The 17,629-nt window shown below is 43.6% G+C and carries 17 protein-coding genes; 7 read left to right on the forward strand and 10 right to left on the reverse strand.

Going from position 1 to position 17,629, the window contains the following annotated elements:
- Window positions 1-31 precede the first annotated feature (31 nt).
- The 6 genes from X939_RS0105315 to X939_RS0105340 all read left to right on the forward strand — a co-directional run bounded on the left by X939_RS0105315 (window position 32) and on the right by X939_RS0105340 (window position 3,518).
- The gene (locus X939_RS0105315) at window positions 32-466 is read left to right on the forward strand and encodes an SRPBCC domain-containing protein (protein ID WP_025762229.1); all 435 of its coding nucleotides are present in this window, start codon (window positions 32-34) and stop codon (window positions 464-466) included.
- Between the two features lie 18 nt (window positions 467-484).
- A complete protein-coding gene (locus X939_RS0105320; protein ID WP_198034364.1) occupies window positions 485-1,015 on the forward strand; it encodes a DinB family protein in 531 nt (176 codons plus the stop codon).
- 49 nt (window positions 1,016-1,064) lie between these two features.
- Window positions 1,065-1,505, forward strand: coding sequence for a VOC family protein (locus X939_RS0105325; protein ID WP_025762231.1), 441 nt, complete (start codon window positions 1,065-1,067; stop codon window positions 1,503-1,505).
- Between the two features lie 18 nt (window positions 1,506-1,523).
- Window positions 1,524-1,835, forward strand: coding sequence for a hypothetical protein (locus X939_RS22090; protein WP_025762232.1), 312 nt, complete (start codon window positions 1,524-1,526; stop codon window positions 1,833-1,835).
- Between the two features lie 84 nt (window positions 1,836-1,919).
- A complete protein-coding gene (locus X939_RS0105335) occupies window positions 1,920-2,366 on the forward strand; it encodes an SRPBCC family protein (RefSeq protein WP_025762233.1) in 447 nt (148 codons plus the stop codon).
- A 261-nt stretch (window positions 2,367-2,627) separates the two neighbouring features.
- Entirely contained in the window at window positions 2,628-3,518 is an 891-nt protein-coding gene (locus X939_RS0105340; RefSeq protein ID WP_025762234.1) for a haloalkane dehalogenase, read from the forward strand.
- A 277-nt stretch (window positions 3,519-3,795) separates the two neighbouring features.
- Here X939_RS0105340 and X939_RS0105350 read toward each other — a convergent pair whose 3' ends face one another.
- The 3 genes from X939_RS0105350 to X939_RS0105360 form a co-directional block, all read right to left on the reverse strand.
- Complete coding sequence (locus X939_RS0105350; RefSeq protein ID WP_025762235.1) at window positions 3,796-4,200, reverse strand: hypothetical protein; 405 nt, start codon at window positions 4,198-4,200, stop codon at window positions 3,796-3,798.
- A gap of 60 nt (window positions 4,201-4,260) precedes the next feature.
- Entirely contained in the window at window positions 4,261-5,403 is a 1,143-nt protein-coding gene (locus tag X939_RS0105355) for an alpha/beta hydrolase family protein (protein WP_025762236.1), read from the reverse strand.
- Window positions 5,404-5,496: 93 nt separating this feature from the next.
- Complete coding sequence (locus X939_RS0105360; protein WP_025762237.1) at window positions 5,497-5,889, reverse strand: hypothetical protein; 393 nt, start codon at window positions 5,887-5,889, stop codon at window positions 5,497-5,499.
- A gap of 119 nt (window positions 5,890-6,008) precedes the next feature.
- Between X939_RS0105360 and X939_RS0105365 the strand changes: the two genes are divergently transcribed.
- Window positions 6,009-7,253, forward strand: coding sequence for an MFS transporter (locus tag X939_RS0105365; RefSeq protein ID WP_025762238.1), 1,245 nt, complete (start codon window positions 6,009-6,011; stop codon window positions 7,251-7,253).
- Between the two features lie 96 nt (window positions 7,254-7,349).
- On the opposite strand, the gene X939_RS0105370 is transcribed toward X939_RS0105365, so the two are convergent.
- From X939_RS0105370 to X939_RS0105400, 7 genes are all read right to left on the reverse strand, one after another.
- On the reverse strand, window positions 7,350-7,766 hold the full coding sequence (locus X939_RS0105370; protein ID WP_198034365.1) for a response regulator: 417 nt from the start codon (window positions 7,764-7,766) through the stop codon (window positions 7,350-7,352).
- 11 nt (window positions 7,767-7,777) lie between these two features.
- Entirely contained in the window at window positions 7,778-9,082 is a 1,305-nt protein-coding gene (locus X939_RS0105375) for a TolC family protein (protein ID WP_131694656.1), read from the reverse strand.
- Window positions 9,083-9,213: 131 nt separating this feature from the next.
- The gene (locus tag X939_RS0105380) at window positions 9,214-12,336 is read right to left on the reverse strand and encodes an efflux RND transporter permease subunit (RefSeq protein WP_025762241.1); all 3,123 of its coding nucleotides are present in this window, start codon (window positions 12,334-12,336) and stop codon (window positions 9,214-9,216) included.
- Window positions 12,337-12,383: 47 nt separating this feature from the next.
- Window positions 12,384-13,418: an efflux RND transporter periplasmic adaptor subunit gene (locus tag X939_RS0105385; RefSeq protein WP_025762242.1), complete on the reverse strand. Its 1,035-nt coding sequence runs from the start codon at window positions 13,416-13,418 to the stop codon at window positions 12,384-12,386.
- A gap of 50 nt (window positions 13,419-13,468) precedes the next feature.
- Complete coding sequence (locus X939_RS0105390; protein WP_025762243.1) at window positions 13,469-14,158, reverse strand: SDR family oxidoreductase; 690 nt, start codon at window positions 14,156-14,158, stop codon at window positions 13,469-13,471.
- Window positions 14,159-14,243: 85 nt separating this feature from the next.
- Complete coding sequence (locus X939_RS22910) at window positions 14,244-15,134, reverse strand: helix-turn-helix domain-containing protein (RefSeq protein ID WP_025762244.1); 891 nt, start codon at window positions 15,132-15,134, stop codon at window positions 14,244-14,246.
- Window positions 15,135-15,404: 270 nt separating this feature from the next.
- Window positions 15,405-17,576, reverse strand: a complete 2,172-nt coding sequence (locus X939_RS0105400; RefSeq protein ID WP_229235999.1) for a polysaccharide lyase family 8 super-sandwich domain-containing protein — start codon at window positions 17,574-17,576, stop codon at window positions 15,405-15,407.
- Window positions 17,577-17,629: the final 53 nt, after the last annotated feature.

Raw genomic sequence — 17,629 nt, forward strand, 5'->3', positions numbered from 1 at the left:
TCTAATTTTGAGAAATCAAATCGGGTAAGCAATGGGAAATCTTAAAACCATATCATTTTCTATCTCTATAAATGCTCCTAGAGAAAAAATCTGGGAAGTTCTGTGGCAGCCTAAAACCTATGAAAAGTGGACCAAAGTATTTATGGAAGGAAGCCATTACCAGGGCGACTTAAAACCGGGCCATACCATCGATTTTTTAGGAAAGAATGGAAATGGGATACGCTCCCTGGTCGAAAGACTTGTTGTCAATGAACAAATGGTATTCTCCCACCAAGCTGAATTGAAAGAAGGTGTGGAAACTACATCAAGCTGGAAAGGTGCTAAAGAGATTTACTTTTTAAAACAAGAATCCGAAACCAGTGTAGAACTACAGGCAGTAATGGATATCACCCTGGAAATGGAGGAGTATTTCAACGAAGCATTTCCCAAAGCCTTAAGGCTAATTAAGCAATATTCGGAATCCTAATTAAAACCTATTGATACTATGACTATGGACACTGCAACATCAAAAAAACTGGAAATTATAATTCCTGCCTTTCGTATGCATTCACAAAGTTTTAAAAACGTTCTCGACGGCATTTCTGATGAAATGGCCTTAAAGCGTATAGACAACAAAACCAATCATGTAGTGTGGATGACAGGAAACTTAGTTAATTGCCGGTATTGGATAGGCAATTTGTTGGGCTTAGACGACACAGACCCTAATGAGAACTTATTTAAAGAGGGGCGCGCACTCGACGAAAGCTTAGAATATCCCTCATTGGACGGTCTTAAAATGAATTTTGCAGACATTTCGCCTAAGGTATATCAAAAATTGCTTCAAGCGACAGATCAACAGCTTGATACCCCCTTCCCGTTTGGAATGGGAGCGTCATTTATTAAGGAAAACGTACTGAACATGATTGGGATGTGCATTGGCAGGGAAGACTACCTGATAGGTCAAATAGGACTTATGAGGAAGCTGCTTGGTTTACAGGGCATGCGTTACGATATTGACGAAAGCATCCGGTTCTAAACATTATTATAAAGTAGTAGTTAACGCTTAACCTCAAACCCTATTTATTATGGCAACAGTAAATGTTTATTTAACCTTTCAGGGAAACTGCGAGCAGGCATTTAATTTTTATCAATCGGCGCTCGGCGGAGAATTTAAAGATCTAAGCCGGTTTGGTGAGATGCCTCCAGAAGAGGGTATGCCGGAGCTTTCGGAGGAGATGAAAAAAAGGCTGATGCATGTGTCTCTTCCCATTAGTACAGAAACCGTATTAATGGGCAGCGACACAGTACCCGGCTTTGGACCGGATGTAACGATGGGAGATAACTTTTCAATATCCTTAAATGTAGATTCCAAAGAAGAAGCGGATTCGTTATTTGCGAAACTTTCGGAAGGTGGCTCAATAACTATGCCCTTAGACGAAACTTTTTGGGGATCCTATTTTGGAATGTGGAAGGATCAGTTCGGCATCAACTGGATGGTGAGTTACGACTTGGCAAAAAATGATTAATCAAAACTATGTATAAGAATGGTTGAAGTCTATCGCACCAATGTAAGAACTCCAGCTGAAGCTCAATTCCTTTTAAAGTATTTGAACACGCTATATCCGGTCTATGAAATGAATTTCGATTTGGAAGATTGTGACCGGATTCTCCGAGTTGAGACGGCATTGGATAGCATAGATGTGACGAAAATAATATTAGTTCTAAAGGATCTGGGTTTTACTGCCCAGATCCTGTCCGATTTTATTTCAGTTACCGAATATTCAGTTTTGGATCTTATTTGCTATCCCGTACCGGGCAGCAAAGCTTTGCCCATTCCACACGCAGGAGGGGATTAATCGGGATTAGGACAACCAGTTAAGTCTGCCTGACACAGCTTCTTTCAATTCATATGAATCGGAATTACACTTAAAATCACAGATATGAGCAATTCCATAACCTTGCACCGCATACTTACTTCTCCCCAAGAAAAAACCTTCCGGGCATTTTCCAATACTGAAGCATTTTGTTCCTGGCTCCCACCTTATGGATTTATCTGTATTGCGCATCATCGGGAGTTCCGAGTAGGAGGATCCTTTAAAATGTCCTTTCTAAATTTTTCTACCGAAAAAACACAGTCCTTTGGAGGCGATTTCCTGGAGATCATGCCCAATGAACTTATCCGTTACCGCGATCGATTTGACGACCCTACTTTGACGGGCGAAATGTTAACCACTATTAAATTTTCTAAAGTGTCTTGCGGGACCGAACTACATATTGTTCAAGAAGGTATCCCGGCGATGATCCCAGTAGAAATGTGTTATTTGGGATGGCAGGAATCATTGGAAAAATTAAAAAAGCTCGTTGAGCCTATAATTCCCGATGCTTAATACCGTTTGTGCCATACAATAGACTATATCACGACTAGATTAGTATTGCAGTCTGCTTTCGGTCGTCAAATTCTTCCCGCAAACGATTATCGAGCTGATTGTTACTGAGTATTGGGAATACTATTCATCGTACAAAATCGGAGGTGATAAAGTCAAATAAGGAAATCCAATGATTTTTTCCTATTTCCCTGTCCGGCCACATCCCAACTTTGTATAAAGTAAGAATCGAACAGGCTATAATGGCACAAATGAGTTAAATCAATGAAAACAGAAAAAGAACTTCAAACTCAGACAACTTCTGTCGCACCCAAAAAATACCTACGGATTAATGGTCTAAAAATGGCCTATACCGAAGCAGGAACCGGAAGTCCTATTATTTTCCTTCATGGAAACCCCACCTCCAGTTATATATGGAGGAACATAATTCCCTTGGTTCAAGATTTTGGTTGCTGCATTGCTCCTGACTTGATGGGTATGGGCGACTCTGATCGCCTCAACGACCCGGAAGAATACACTTATGGCACCTACAAAATGTTCCTAGATGAATTTCTAAACGGACTAGATATACAAAAAGACATTATTTTTGTAGTTCACGACTGGGGATCTGTTTTGGCATTTGACTGGGCACGAAACCACCCTGACAAGGTAAAGGGCATCGTATATATGGAGGCTATCACCATGCCACGGACCTGGGACGAGGTGCCGGGCCCAGCCCGCGAGACATTTCAAAAATTAAGATCAGAGGAGGGCGAAAAAATGATTATTTTTGAAAATTCTTTCATCGAATTCAATTTGCCAAAATCGGTGCTGCGTCCGCTCTCGGAAGCGGAAATGGCCGAATATCGCCGACCCTTCACAGACCCCGGAGAAAGCAGACGCCCCATGCTCAGCTGGGCGAGACAGCTGCCTATAGGTGGAGAACCGGCAGAGATTATCAAGATCGTCAACGACAATACACGCTGGCTATCGGAAAGTAGTATCCCGAAATTATTTATTGAGGCCAGGCCCGGGACGTTGTCGAAGGCCGAAAAAGAAAATTGTACACACTGGCCCAACCAAACGCATGTCACCGTAGTAGGGCATCATAATCTGCAAGAAGATTCAGCAGCAGATATAGGAATGGCCATGGCACAGTGGCTGAGAATGCTTTAATATACAAGTTTATCTATATAGCCATGATAATTTTCGAACCAGACCCCATATTAGCCGCCTATATTAAGGCAATTGTGGTGGTGGAAAGCAGGGACCCAATGGTCAACCATTTTAAACAAATCGATCATAATTTTCCATGTGGCGCTAGTAGCATCCATATATTCAATGAGGGTCCTTCATTCGGAATTTAAAGATTTACCATTAGTCACCCCATTCTATTTAAAGTTAATTTGGTTCTAACTAAGAAATATTGGGCAAACTTATTATCAGTTTGAAGTTACTGTGCCTGAATTCCACTACTGGTCATTTCAATACTAAATGAGCGCTTAGTAGCTTTGCCTTCGATTTCACCTATCGGAATCTTAAAAACGGTACTATCTTTTTTTATAGCGATAGCCTGAAATAACCCTGATTGTAGAGAATCTATATCCTTTGCCAAAAAACCTATCCCTATATTACTATAGTACGGTATACTAGGAGATTTTAGTGGATAGTGATATACAGAATCAACTGGGGTTAACATACCGTTTTTTAACTCAAAGGCTATAATCTTTACTTCCTCAAATACAGTTTTGTCTGAATTGTAGAAGACAAATTGAATCATCTCTGGATCCTTATCCAACTCGAATCTACAGGAACCCAAAAAACAGATCATTGATATTAGTAAAAGCCTATTTTCCATTGTTATTTCATTATTAAATGGGTACAGTTTTTATCGCTTCTCTATACTAGGAACCTTTTTTCATTGGGACAGCCGATTAATGTTCTGATCAATAGTCATAGAAATCCAGTCAGTCATTGTCGTCAGTGCCAGGGGAGAAAAAGTTTCCTGAATATCGGCGTATTCATTCGGATGCCCCGTATTACAATTTTGAAAAAAATGATTGAGGTTTGGTAGTTCCTTTATGGCAACGTTAGGGTTCCCTCCATTTTTGACGGCTTTATAAATGAGAGGCAAATTTTGTTTTGCATCTACCTGTAAGTCTTTCGATCCATTCAGTGCCAGTACCGGACAAGCAATTTTTCCATAAAAATCGGCTGGATCTACCTTTAATAACCACTGGTACCAGGGCGTACACATGAAATTGACGGAATTTTCAAAAAACTTGGCCTTCGATTGGCCCGGAGGTACCATTTCTTCAGGGATTTGATGCCCATTGGCCTTAAAGTAAGCCGTTAGCGCCTTTCTCAATACAGTCGTATCAGGGGTAGTATTCAATATTTCTTCGACTTCTCGATTAGACTTTTTAATCAAAGCAATACCAGCATCATTAACACCCCCAGCTCTTGCGATCAATTCGGTCTGCAAGCCGAGCGCTTCTAGCCCCCTGGCGCCGAGGCCTGCCAGTGAAATAACGAAGCGCACCTCCTTGCACTGAGAAGCCGCGATGGCCGACACCAGCCCTCCCTCACTATGTCCTAAAAGACCTATCTTCTGGACATTTATTTCACTCCTTGTCTTCAGATAGTTCAAAGCACTTATAGCGTCTGAAGCAAAGTCTTGTGATGTGGCTGTCATGAAAGAACCCGTAGACTTTCCAATACCCCTGTCGTCATACCGCAAGACAGCTAATCCCTGACGCGTAAAATAGTCGGCAATAACAAGAAAAGGCTTATGTCCAAACACCTCTATATTCCGGTCTTGTGGTCCGCTTCCCGTGATTAGTATCACCACCGGAAAATTGCCTTCTTTATTTGGTAAGGTCAGCGTTCCCAATAACGTGATACTATCTTCTACATTTTTAAAGGACACTTCCTCACTATAATAGGGATCCGGTGGAATTGGCTCCTGAGAATGCCTTAGGGCCGGCTTTTCCGTTAAAACCAGATAGAAAAGACCTGCCAAGGCCACGACGAAAAAAGCAATATAATTCGTTTTTTTCATGGAAGAAACGATAAGAACAAATCACCACTAAAAAACTAAATTATGGTTACAATTGATACCGACTTCCCCAAAATATTAATCTATACCAACTATTTAAGGCTGATCAACAACGAATAAGGTAGAATTCTGCTCTTTATGAATGAGGGTGCAGTTTAAAAACTCCCTCATGTACCTATTCCTGACTGATATTTTTCCGATCGGTGATGGCTGCCCAATTACCCCGTCGGCACGATGAGGGCTGGGCTTCCAGGGCCCAATTGATGACACTTCCATATTGAGATTACGGACTAGAAAAGCGTATAGAAAGCTATAGTCGTATCGCATAAAACCCTCTGACCCCACCAGTACATCAGTTCCTATGTCGGCACTGTTGCCATAGATAAAAAACACCCTGGCTACAGCTGGGCTGAAACTTTGGTGGTCTATTTTCGTTGAACCACTAAGGTAATGCACATATCCCCGAGGGATTAGCCAGGCAAAAATCATGATAAGATGATGGAGAAGATTCCTTACCCACCGACAGGCACTCTATTTTTGTATACATAAATGTGCAAAATTATAATACTGGCGCTGCCTCAGCGCTCAAATGACTATCTATTGTTCCTATGAACCAGAATACTTTTCGTGCATTTAAAAGCCATAATTACCGACTATTTTTTGTAGGCCAGTCCATTTCATTGCTGGGCACTTGGATGCAAAAAACGGCCGTAAGCTGGGTGATATACTCCTACACCAACTCAAAAACGATGCTTGGTCTAAGTGTATTTGCTACCTTGATGCCCTCTGCCCTGTTTACTTCCCTAGGTGGGGTGGTGTCGGACCGATACGATCGGTATCGAGTCCTGTTAGCGACTCAGGTATTATCGATGGCTCAGGCTTTATTGCTAACCCTTGTCGTTTATTATAAAAACAACGCCGTTTGGGAAATCATTGGATTGAGTGTTCTATTGGGAATCATTAACGGGTTCGACGTACCCGCTCGGCAATCTTTGGTGTTCAGTATGGTCGACGATAAAAAAGATCTACCCAATGCAGTAGCTTTAAATTCATCGATGGTAAACTTATCCAAATTATTGGGACCGGCCATTGCTGGCGTAGCAATAGCACATTGGGGAGAAGTAGTATGTTTCGGTATTAACGCGCTGAGCTTTGTAGCGGTTATAGGATCCCTTAGCTTGATTCGTTTACCCAAGCATATTACCAAGGAACGTACTCAAAATATTTTGGGCGACCTAAAAGATGGCATAAAATACGTAAAAGAAACCCCTTCTATTGGCTTTATCATCCTGATGTTATCGGCCATTAGCCTCTTTGGTTTACCTTTTACCACTCTAATGCCCGTCTATGCCAAAGACATTTTCAATGGAACGGCCAAGACTTTTGGATTTATCGACAGCGCCATAGGCCTAGGGGCTTTTATTGGCGCCATTTTCCTCGCATCCTTAAAGCCCGAAACGAACCTCAGTAAGGTGCTAGCCATCAACACCTTTGTTTTTGGTTTTGGGTTAATCCTATTCTCTCATACAACCATCTACCCCCTGGCCCTACTCTTTATCATGATCGGTGCCTTTGGTATGATGTCGCAGGTTACGATCAGTAATACCCTAATCCAGACCTCCGTAGCCCCGGCCATGCGTGGGCGGGTCATCAGCCTGTTCGTCATGTCCTATTCGGCCATGGTTCCTATTGGCAGTTTGCTGGTCAGTACAGTAACCAAGTACATTGGGGTGCAAAATACTATACTAGGCGAAGGTGTTTTGGCCTTATTTATTGGCGTCGTTCATTTACGGTTTTTACACAAACCCATGGGTGCAAAGACCTCCCCTCCAGAAGGCCTGGATATTCGATAGGGTCCGATTTCCTAATCGAGTCCCTTTTTACTCAGACTGATACAGGTCGCTGAATATGCTTACCTAGACCATTTACCAAAAGCATAATAAGGCGACCTACTCCATATTTTTCGCCTTATAGGTTAGCAAATAATCTGCAAAAGACTTTTTCAATATCGCCTTTACCTGCGACTGATCCCAAGGGGTTATTAAAAAATCATGGATTAAGCGCCCCTGCCCCTGTCCCATGTCCTCATCGGCATAGTCCGATACCATCAGGCGGATAGAGCACGGATGGGTTGCCATAGATTTGGCCAAAAACATCGCCCCATTCATTTCTTTCATATTTTTTGCACTGACTATAATTTCAAAATGTTGTGACTGTAATATTTCCAGCCCCAAAAAGGCCGAGCCAGCCGATACGATATGGTACTCCCGGCGCAACATCGCCACAAATGCCGTTATATTATGCACCTCAGAATCTACATATAGTATTGCTGGCTTACAGTTTTTGGCGGCAATATCGTCTGGCATATACCACATTGCTATTGGATATCCCCTATTGCCTTTCTATAGGCGGCCTCATTTATTTTATACGCTATTTTAGCATCGATGATATTACTGTTAGCCTGCTCCCAGAGTGTCTGAGCTTCTAGGACATCCTGTCCGGTAACGGTCCCAGCCGCAAACCGATCCGTACTTAAGCGCAGGTTTTCCTCTGCCTGTAACACCGACGCATAGGACAAGCTAATTCGACGGGCCGACTGATTGAGCTGCGAATAGGCCTCCTGAACTTCCAGCGTAAGCAACTCTTTGGTTTCGTCAATCTGACTCTGTAAGGCATCCATACGGTAGGATTGTTCCTTCACCTTACTCGCTTTCTGTCCCCAGTCCCAAATCGGCACACTTACACTCAGCATACCAAAATAGGAAGACAGGGTATTTGCCCCAGTGGTAAAATTCATCTTTTTTCCTACACCGGTAAATCCACCGAAAAGTAGACCAACGGTTGGCTTAAAATCGGCCTTAAGTATTTCCTTCTGAAGCTGCTGAGCTTCCATGGTGGTTTTCAGCATTTGGATTTCTATGCGGTTTTCGGCTATACTAGGCAACGGCTCACTAGCTAAAGGGCTAAATGAACCTGAAACCGAGTCGCTGATAGAATAATTGACATCTCCAGGCATACCGATAATTTGAGCTAGGCTTAACTTGGCAAGCATGAGTCCATCCTCTGCTTTCGCCAAATTGAGGGCCGTTTCATTTCGTTGTACCCTTACTCTTAAGAGGTCGTTTTTATAGATTAACCCGGCATCAAAGGAATTGGAAAGTTGCTGGTCCAAAGAGTCTAACAAAACGATAAATCGATTGGTCAGACCTATTTTTTCTTTCAGACTCACGATCTGCCAATACGCCGTTTCGGCCTGTAGCAACACCTGAGTTTCTGTTAATGTCTTCTGGTTTTGATGTATTTCTACCCCTTTTGCTGCAGCAGACTGCCCGAGTTTTATTTTACCTCCTGCATAAATAGCCTGAGAGACCGTTAGCGAAGGGCTAACCCCAACAGAGGGCAGAAGGCTACTCAGAGGCTTACCTACATGAAAAGCAGATACAGAACCATCGATCTGTGGCTTATTGAGACCTTTGGTTCCAGCCTGTACGGCTTCTGCAGCCTTGATATTATACTGGGCCTGGGCAATTTTTCTGTTATGTTCGGTGGCCAGTTGGCGGATCTCCTGCAATGTTAATGATTGCTGCGCTTGAGCGACAAAAGCCATAAGTAGAAATATTGGAACAAGGAGGCTCAATGCTTTGGTATTGTAACCCCTTTTACCCGTGATTGATCGTTTCATACTGGATTGAAATTTAGTATTGATAATGTCGGTAGTAGCATAATTCACAAAAATGGTAAGCAGCTGAAGACTGGACGCCGCCTACCATTCATCATTACTGCTACTACCGTCATACTCTATTTTTTTGATGACTAAGAATGAGAAGGCTTGAATTGGATATGCTCGCTAGTGGGTGCTGGGAGCTCTTCCTCGGGCACAGGTTTTATAAACCTATAGTATAAGACGGGCACTACAAATAGTGTCAGGATCATGGATACGATCAAGCCAAATGCTAGGACACTTCCAAGCGGAGCCCATAAGGGTGATTTCCCTATGATCATAGGCACAACACCCACAGCAGCGGCGGCAGAGGTCAGGAAGATGGGGCGCATCCTCCGTTTAGCCGCCGATAAGGCTGCCGCTTTTATGGAATATCCGTGATCCAAGACCAGTTCATCGGCGTAGTCTACCAGTATTATTCCGTTCCGAACCACAATTCCAATCAAACTAATAATTCCCATAAAGGCCGTCATACCAATTGGGTTTCCCGTCAGATACAGTCCCAAAAATGCACCTAGAAGACTCAGCGGAAAGGTAGCTAGGATAATGATACTCTTTCCAAAGCTTTTGAACTGAAATAACAAGGTGATAAAAATCAGCACGAGTGATACACTCAAGGCGGTCATCATCCCTGGCATGTTCTCTCCACTCGACTCGGCATCGCCACCATATTGGATGCTGATACCATCGGGAAGTTGCAGCTCTTCGATCTGTGGCTGCAGCTCCTTAAGAATGCTTGACGCCCTGCGGCCCATCTGGGCTTCCGACAATACCGTAAGCGTACGAAGTCCATTGCGATGCGCCAGTACGCCTGTATGCCACGAGGGCACCAGATCGGCGACTTCTTTAAGGGCCACCTTGTTACCATACATTGAACTAATATGGAGGTCCTCAAGGCTTCCAAAGTCCTTACGACTGCTCTCATTAAGGCGCAAAAATATATCTACAGGCTTATCCCCTTCCCATATTTGAGATACTGAAAACCCCTTTAATCCGGCTGCAAGTGTCTGGGTTATGGCCTGATTGGAGACTCCTAGTCTGGCCGCAACATCTTCTTTAACCTTCAAACTTACCGCCAGATAATCATCTTCATAATCGGTACGGACCCAGTTGGTACCTTCTGTATTGCTTAACATGTCCTCTATTTGTTGAGCGACTCTTTTCTGATCTTTAAGATTCTCTCCGATTACGCGAATAGCCAAAGGAGAACCCTCCTGGAAACTTAGTTGACGAAAACGTACATAACCATCTTTAACGAAGCCTTCAAATTTTGGCCGATACTCTTTCACTAATTCATCGGTAGCCTCATTACTTTCGGTGGTTATAAATAATTGTGCGAAGTTTCGTCGAGGAATTTCAGGCGCATAAGAAGTCTGGAAGCGAGGTGAGCTGGTACCTACAAAACTGGCAATGTTCACGACCCTTTGATCCTTATTTAGTATGGCCTCTATGCCCCTTACAGTCGTTTCAGTTTCCGACAATGCCGTTCCATTTGGCATCCATACTTCGACGTTAAACTGGTTTCTTTCACTGACTGGAAAGAACTCTTGCTCCACATTGGCAGCCACGACAAAGGCCAGGATAACCGCCCCAACAGCCGCTGCCATGGTGCTCTTGGGCCATCGGAAGCAAAACTCAACGGCCATATTGAAAACATTTTGAAGCCTATCGAGTAAGGACTTTCGTGGCGGGCGCTCGCTAATTTGATGTTTTAACCCTTTTTTGATAAATACAAAGCACATATAAGGGGTCAGGAGAAGGGCCACCAGCATAGAGGCGATCAGCGCTACCGCCACCGTGATGGGCAGGGAAGCCATAAAGTCTTTGGCTATACCATTCATAAAAAAGGCCAATGGAGCAAAGGCAAAAATAATAGCCAACGTTGCTGTAAATATGGGTAAGGACAACTGCTGTGCCGCCTGCCAAGCGCCCGTCCAGGGCGTGACGCCCTCATCGAGCTTTTCTATATAATTATCTACCACCACTATGGCATTGTCTACCACCATTCCTAAGACGATAATAAGACCTGCCAGTGACACTTGATGCAGCTCTATCCCAATAATGCTCAGCACACCAAAGGTGATCAGTATGGCGATGGGCGCGGCCACCGAAGAAACGGCCGCTACTCGGATGGGAAGCAGGAGCATCACCACAATGATTACTGAAAGAATTGCCAAACAAAATTCGAACATGAAATGACTGATACTTTCTCCTACAACTTCTGGCTGATTAACGATTGTATTGATACTAATATCATCGGGAAACTCCGCCTTTAATTCTTCAAGCTGTCTATCTACTTTTTCCCCAAAAGCCACGATATTATTGCCCGGTTGCATCTCTGTGGTAATGAGCATTACCTTATCCTCTCCAATACGAATAAAAGATGACTCTTCTTCATAGCGCCTTTCGATAGTGGCCACATCTTTCAGACGAACCACTACGCCTTGGGGGGTGGTATATACGATCTGGTTGGCGATATCGTCTTGGGTTTTATATTGGCTGTTTGTAAAAACGGGTATGATGTTTGAGGCTACCGTCAGCTCTCCCGAGGGGGCGGTAATATTCTGCATTTGCAAAGTCTGGACAATCACTGACATGTCGAATCCGTATTGCTGCATCTTTCGATCGTCCACAGTGACATAGATTTGCTGCCGTTGCCCGCCCGACCGGTTTATCTTAGATACTTCCGGAATCGTTTTCAAAACAGCCTCCATCTTGTCTAGGTACTTTTCCAGTTCGGCATAGCTCCTTTTCGGAGAAGAAACAGCGATAATTTGCGCAGTAACATCCCCGAAATTACTGTTAACGATCGGCCCCATCACTCCCTGCGGTATACTGGCCCGCATGCTTGTATTGAGTCCATGCTGTAGGGTAGCCCAAAATTTCTTGCGGTCCTTTACCTCCGAATGGAGTTGCACGGTAATAAAGACCTGTCCCTCCCGCGTCTGCGACTTCGTTTTTTGCTTGTCTACTTCCTCAAAGGAGAACAAGAATTGCTCTATTTTGTTGGTTACCTGTTGTTCCATCTGAAGCTCGTCGGCACCAGGATAAAAGGCATAGACCATTGCCACAGGGGTTTCAATTTTCGGATCTTCGGCTCGGGGCATATTTTGCAAGGCCCATGCTCCTAGAAGCAACATTAATCCCGTGATTACAAGCGTAACTTGCTTGTACTTCATGGCCGCTTCAATGAAGTTAATTTTTCTATTTTTCATATTTTCAAATCGATCTTACTGATTTTAATTCATTCGCCAGAGGTAATTCAAAAGGATATCTCACTTCCATCCTTAAGTCCAGACTGGCCTGCTATTACAACAGTATCGCCAGGCTTGATACCCTTGCGAATCACGACTTCTCCGTTGCCTGTAAGCCTACCCGTTTCTACCCTTCTTTTTACAACCTTTTTTCCCTCCCCTACCAAATACACATAAGACAGATCCTCTACATCCCGCACCACCGATTTGGCCGGAACAACCAGTTCTTCAACCTCTTTCCCCGTCATAATTGTAGTTTCTGTGAGCATGCCAGGCATTAAGCGATGTTCGTTATTTGCTATTCTGATCTTAATGGTATAGGTTCTCGAAACGGGATCGGCCTGGGGGTTGATAATACTGATATTTCCCTTTAAGGTATCTGCTAACGTGGGTATATATACCCACCCTGGCATACCCGCCTTTAGGCCCCCCACTTCACTTTCTGGTACAGAAAAACGAGCATATACCTGATCGGTCTTAACAATGGTAAAAGCAGGTACGCCTGGAGCGGCCATACTCCCACGCTCAATAGCCCTGACCGAAATAATGCCTGCCATAGGGGCATGCAAACGACTATCGGAAATATGTTTGGCATTAATATTCTTATTGGCCCGAGCCTGAGCGACTTTAGTTTTGATATCAATAAAGTCCTTCGCGGGCAGACTTCCCTTCTTATAGAGCTCATTTAATCGGTTGTACATGTCCTCTGCTTGTTCAAGGCCTGCTTCGGCAATGGCCAGCGCTTGCTCGTATTCCGTGGCGTCAATAGAGGCCAATAATTGCCCTTGTTTCACGCGTTGCCCTTCTTGGACCATCACATTATTAACAACCCCTCCAACGGCAAAGCCGATTTGGGCCACATTATCCGGCTCTATACTACCTGAATAGCTCAGCTGCTGGCTTTGGTTGGCCGTCCCTACACGGTATATGCTCACCGCTACTGGAGTAGCCTCTTTGGACTCCTTATTCTTTTCCTGGGTACAGCTGCCCAAAGCGAGTCCACATACCAATAATGGAGTCAAGGTTTTTATCAATACTTGCATTGTTTTTTATTTTCTAATTAGATTTATTTGAAAAGAGAAAATTGGTCCTATTAAAGACTTAAAACGACTTGGCGGATATCAGCCTTTAAACACTCCGTTTGTCCCAGGTATAACTGAATAATATAGTCGGCATAATCCTTTTTTAAGGAAACAGCCTCGTCTTTACCCCCCCACGATTCCTTTAGGTAAAGGTGATGATAGCGGGCATTGGTACTGGCCATTTCTGGCAGAAAATATTGGTGACTTTCCAGACGTAAAAGTTGGCGTAGGTCGGCTAAGATATTTTGATTGTCGCCCTTAATTACAGGTTGTCTACCCGCGGTCACGTATAAGGATGTATCGTCTTTTAGATAGCCCAGTATGAGAAGATTGGTGAAGTAGAACTGGATATGCTCCTCTGTCGTCCGTTTCCAATCGGCAACCAGTATATCCTGCGGAGTGGCCAGTGGACTGTAATTGGCCAGAGTTGTAAAAACTATATCAATTCTTGAAAAGGATTCCTTTAGATGGGCCAATATATCCAGACTCTTGATATAGTCGAGGGGGTCGGTCAAATAAAGATGGAGCCTTGATATTTCGTCATTTTTAAGAAAGCACTTAAGCTGCCACAAGTCCTCAGCGCTGGCAGCCAGTACGGCTACCTGGCCACCTTCTAGCAATAACGCTCGAGTTACCTGACGGTCAAGTATAGAGCCCGCGCCGATGACTACTGCTATTTTATTTAAAAGCTTATTTCCCATTATCGCATGGTATTGTAGATTATTTACCATGCAAAATTCGGTAGCTGTAGTGGACCTTAAAAGACCTAAACGGTGGAAGAATTGGTCAAAACGGTGGATTCAGCGTCGTTCGGCTCAACGAACGATATTCTGAAGGGGAGTATCCGGTATGTTGTTTGAAATACTTACCAAAGAAAGACTGGTTACTAAACTGTAAGATTTGAGCCGCCGCAGCCACATTGATGGAGGACTGAGACAGCAGCACCCTAGCCTCCTGAATAACTAACTCATCGATCAGTTCTCCGGCAGTTTTTCCAGTAACTTCCTTGAGCACCTGCGAAAGATGACGTGTGGTAATGGACAAGACGTTGGCATAATAGGATACACTTCGTTCTTGTCGGAACTTCTCTGCCAGCAACCCGAGAAATTTAGATGCTATTTCCTCCTTCCTACTTAATTGTACATTTAATACGGGTAGTTTGGTAAAAAATATAGAGGCTACCTGATACGTTACCGATAAAAAAGTACTATTGACGACTTCGTCATAAAAAGGAGTTTCTGTATTCATGTTAATCTTCCGAGCCAAAACTGATATCCCATAGACGATATCTGCATGATCCATTGCCGACAGCTCGAAGTGATGTTGAACGTCTTTGGAGAACATTAATACCGCCTCCGAACGAGACATAATAAGGCCCAATCTTTCTAGGTATCGTTTTTGAAATGCCAGGCAAACGAAGTTCAGATCGTCAGATTCGTATTTCAGTTCGTTCAGCGAGTCTGGTAATACCATTAAAATGCTTTGAGGTAGAAGGGTGTAATTCTTCAGATTGGATTGCACCTGCAGCTCCCCAGTTTCTACCAAAATCAGGGCGAAAGCTTCGGCCCTAAAGGGGACATTAAGCTCCAAATGATATTCGGCATCGTGCGCCGTAAACACCACTAATTCTTCATTAATCTGTTTATGGGATATATTCTTCTCCAAAAGTTTGGGCATAACTACTCGGTAAGCTTCTTTTTACAAAAAAACACAATAATTTTTTAACGATTACCTTTTCGCCGAGTAAAGTTCATTTCCACTTCTGACAAACCTTTGTTTCATACGATTCATTTTTGACCTTATAGGAATTTTGGGCGGGTAACTAACAATATATAGCTTTCCATTAATGTATATTCCGCTTTCAACAGGTAAATGCTTCGTAAAACCACAGCATAGCTCGAAATCTTCTTCAAAATGTACTGTTTCTAATTTCTGGGCTAAATTATGCTATTGCACAGCCAGTACAACACTCTTCCCCAAATATACGCCCACAGGCAAATCGACTATAAAGAGCGTGCTTCCAGCCTGCTTATCTACAATGCTACGGTAATGGTCGCCGTCCCCTGGATATTGACCACTCACTGTCACCAACATACGGCTCAGTTTACGAGAGGGATCCGCCAAAGTAAGCTGGGAGAGTCGACCGGCCGTTTGCTTCAGCATGACCATCCCAGGGCTATCCAGCCTGACCGTCAGCGCGTTGTCTATAGTTAATTCCCCCGCATGATAAAAACTCAATTGACTAATTCCCAACCTCTTGTGGTGTACGGCCTGTATATTTGCCGTATTCGACAGGATATCTATAGAGCGGTTATCCTTGCTGGACCTCTCGAGTTCCTGTTCCGACACGTTAGGTACCACCATATAGGCATAGGTGGCGTTGGCTGGTTTGCTACCATGGTCGAGCCAGAGTTTAAAAACTCCCTCCTGTACCTCTTCTTGACTGATATTCTTCTGGTCGGTGATGGATGCCCAGTTACCTGTCTCCACTTGATTAGAGAGACTCACTTTTTCAGGTTCCGGAAAAACATAGCCTACCCGATCATGATGTACCCATTTTATTCCCTTTAATTCCCGACCTCCGTGCTTCATCAACTGGGAGTTCTTACCCTCTGAAATATGAACCGGAGAACGAAGCAAGGATTGGTTCAGGGTAGTAGCCACCTGCAATTTGGAGTCTGCTTTGATATCAGCCCCTAGACACACATATTCCTCATCGAAAAAAAACCACGACTTCTTAGCTTGCAAAGGATCATGGGGACTTTTAAAGTCGAATGTCACTGCTCCGTAAAGCCCATCGGTGACGGCACCTACAAAATCGGTCAGCCCATCTTTCTGAATCTCTTCAGGACTGGGAAGTTCTGGCTTTTGCAAGATGGTCGTACCAGATATCTTCTGCCAATCGTAAACTGGCCATATATTATGATACTCATCTCCTTTTAAGAGTAGGTAGTTGGTCCCGTCGGCACGATGGTGGGTGGGCTTCCCGGGCCCATTATATGGTACTTCCATGTTGCGATTACGGCTAGAAAACATGCGTACGGTAGTATAAAAATCCGGTCTCTGAAATACGAAATGTTCTGTTTGCCAGAAAAATTTGGCAAATGACCTCCCAGGTTTGATCTCCCCTTTTCTAAGGCGGATAATTTCCTCCAGCTCTACTCTTCTATAGTCCGTGCTTGCCAGTATACGCTCGATTTCCTGTGTTCCTCTGGGTTTCAATTCTGGTTTCTTGATCGTAATACTCCGGTTCTGGACACTTACATCGGGATATATCCCATATACGGATTGTTTGTATATACCGTCCAAATAATAATCTACCAATTGGTTTATCTTTTCCTTTGAAAAGGCATACCGGGTCCCCGAAACATAATAGGACCAATCCCCATACGCATTGGCATATTTCCCATATCCATAGGAGTCGGTATTATTTACCCGGTCGACCCGGTGGTGAAAGCTATAGTCGTGTTGCATACCCCGAGAGCCCGTAGCGAACTTAAGCTCACCCTCAATAATATTGATAATCTTTTCAAACTCCTTGTCTTCACCTCGAAAAAGCAGGTTCTTAGCCAGGATTCCTGCGATGACAATTCGGTCGCCACTAGGTCGTGCTCCAGAAGCATTCATATGCGCCCTACCGATTATAGGTTGAAGCCTATCTACTATTATCTCTGGAAGCTGATCACCAACGATCAACACCAAATCGCCTAGATAGGTAGGAGTAGAAATTTGATTATCATGCCAATTATCACCCACAAAATCATTCTTCAACCAAAAGGACAAGCCCTTCACAATCGCTGACTTAACTTGTTCATCCCTAAAGTATCTCGACGATTCTTTCATAAAGGCCTTACTCAAATGTAATAAATTGGCATTATGAAAACGATGCGGAAATCCAGCGGTCCGGCTTAGATCCGTGTAGTCAATCCCCGGAAAGCTCCCATCAGGATTTATTTTCTTTAGAATTTCGTCAATATAATCGTCATTAACCTCTTGCGACATGAGATCGGCAACAATACGACTTTTAATTAATTCAATTTCACTTTGAGCCAAAATATTAGGGGCCGATACCATCATCAGGATCAGGATTGTAAGGCCTTTGAATATACTCGTCATCATACTGCAAGTGTCTAAAACGGAGAGAGGGTTGTTTTTGTAGTAATTCTTCATTT

It is taken from the genome of Dyadobacter tibetensis Y620-1, from assembly GCF_000566685.1.
GTDB lineage: Bacteria > Bacteroidota > Bacteroidia > Cytophagales > Spirosomataceae > Dyadobacter > Dyadobacter tibetensis.

Coding starts and splice junctions, on each gene's coding strand:
- X939_RS0105350 (WP_025762235.1), bottom strand. CDS start 4,200: ATGGAAAATAGGCTTTTACTAATATCAATGATCTGTTTTTTGGGTTCC.
- X939_RS0105320 (WP_198034364.1), top strand. CDS start 485: ATGACTATGGACACTGCAACATCAAAAAAACTGGAAATTATAATTCCT.
- X939_RS0105385 (WP_025762242.1), bottom strand. CDS start 13,418: ATGCAAGTATTGATAAAAACCTTGACTCCATTATTGGTATGTGGACTC.
- X939_RS0105370 (WP_198034365.1), bottom strand. CDS start 7,766: ATGCCAGACGATATTGCCGCCAAAAACTGTAAGCCAGCAATACTATAT.
- X939_RS0105360 (WP_025762237.1), bottom strand. CDS start 5,889: ATGATTTTTGCCTGGCTAATCCCTCGGGGATATGTGCATTACCTTAGT.
- X939_RS22090 (WP_025762232.1), top strand. CDS start 1,524: ATGGTTGAAGTCTATCGCACCAATGTAAGAACTCCAGCTGAAGCTCAA.
- X939_RS0105335 (WP_025762233.1), top strand. CDS start 1,920: ATGAGCAATTCCATAACCTTGCACCGCATACTTACTTCTCCCCAAGAA.
- X939_RS22910 (WP_025762244.1), bottom strand. CDS start 15,134: ATGCCCAAACTTTTGGAGAAGAATATATCCCATAAACAGATTAATGAA.
- X939_RS0105340 (WP_025762234.1), top strand. CDS start 2,628: ATGAAAACAGAAAAAGAACTTCAAACTCAGACAACTTCTGTCGCACCC.
- X939_RS0105355 (WP_025762236.1), bottom strand. CDS start 5,403: ATGAAAAAAACGAATTATATTGCTTTTTTCGTCGTGGCCTTGGCAGGT.
- X939_RS0105380 (WP_025762241.1), bottom strand. CDS start 12,336: ATGAAAAATAGAAAAATTAACTTCATTGAAGCGGCCATGAAGTACAAG.
- X939_RS0105400 (WP_229235999.1), bottom strand. CDS start 17,576: ATGATGACGAGTATATTCAAAGGCCTTACAATCCTGATCCTGATGATG.
- X939_RS0105325 (WP_025762231.1), top strand. CDS start 1,065: ATGGCAACAGTAAATGTTTATTTAACCTTTCAGGGAAACTGCGAGCAG.
- X939_RS0105365 (WP_025762238.1), top strand. CDS start 6,009: ATGAACCAGAATACTTTTCGTGCATTTAAAAGCCATAATTACCGACTA.
- X939_RS0105375 (WP_131694656.1), bottom strand. CDS start 9,082: ATGAAACGATCAATCACGGGTAAAAGGGGTTACAATACCAAAGCATTG.
- X939_RS0105390 (WP_025762243.1), bottom strand. CDS start 14,158: ATGGGAAATAAGCTTTTAAATAAAATAGCAGTAGTCATCGGCGCGGGC.
- X939_RS0105315 (WP_025762229.1), top strand. CDS start 32: ATGGGAAATCTTAAAACCATATCATTTTCTATCTCTATAAATGCTCCT.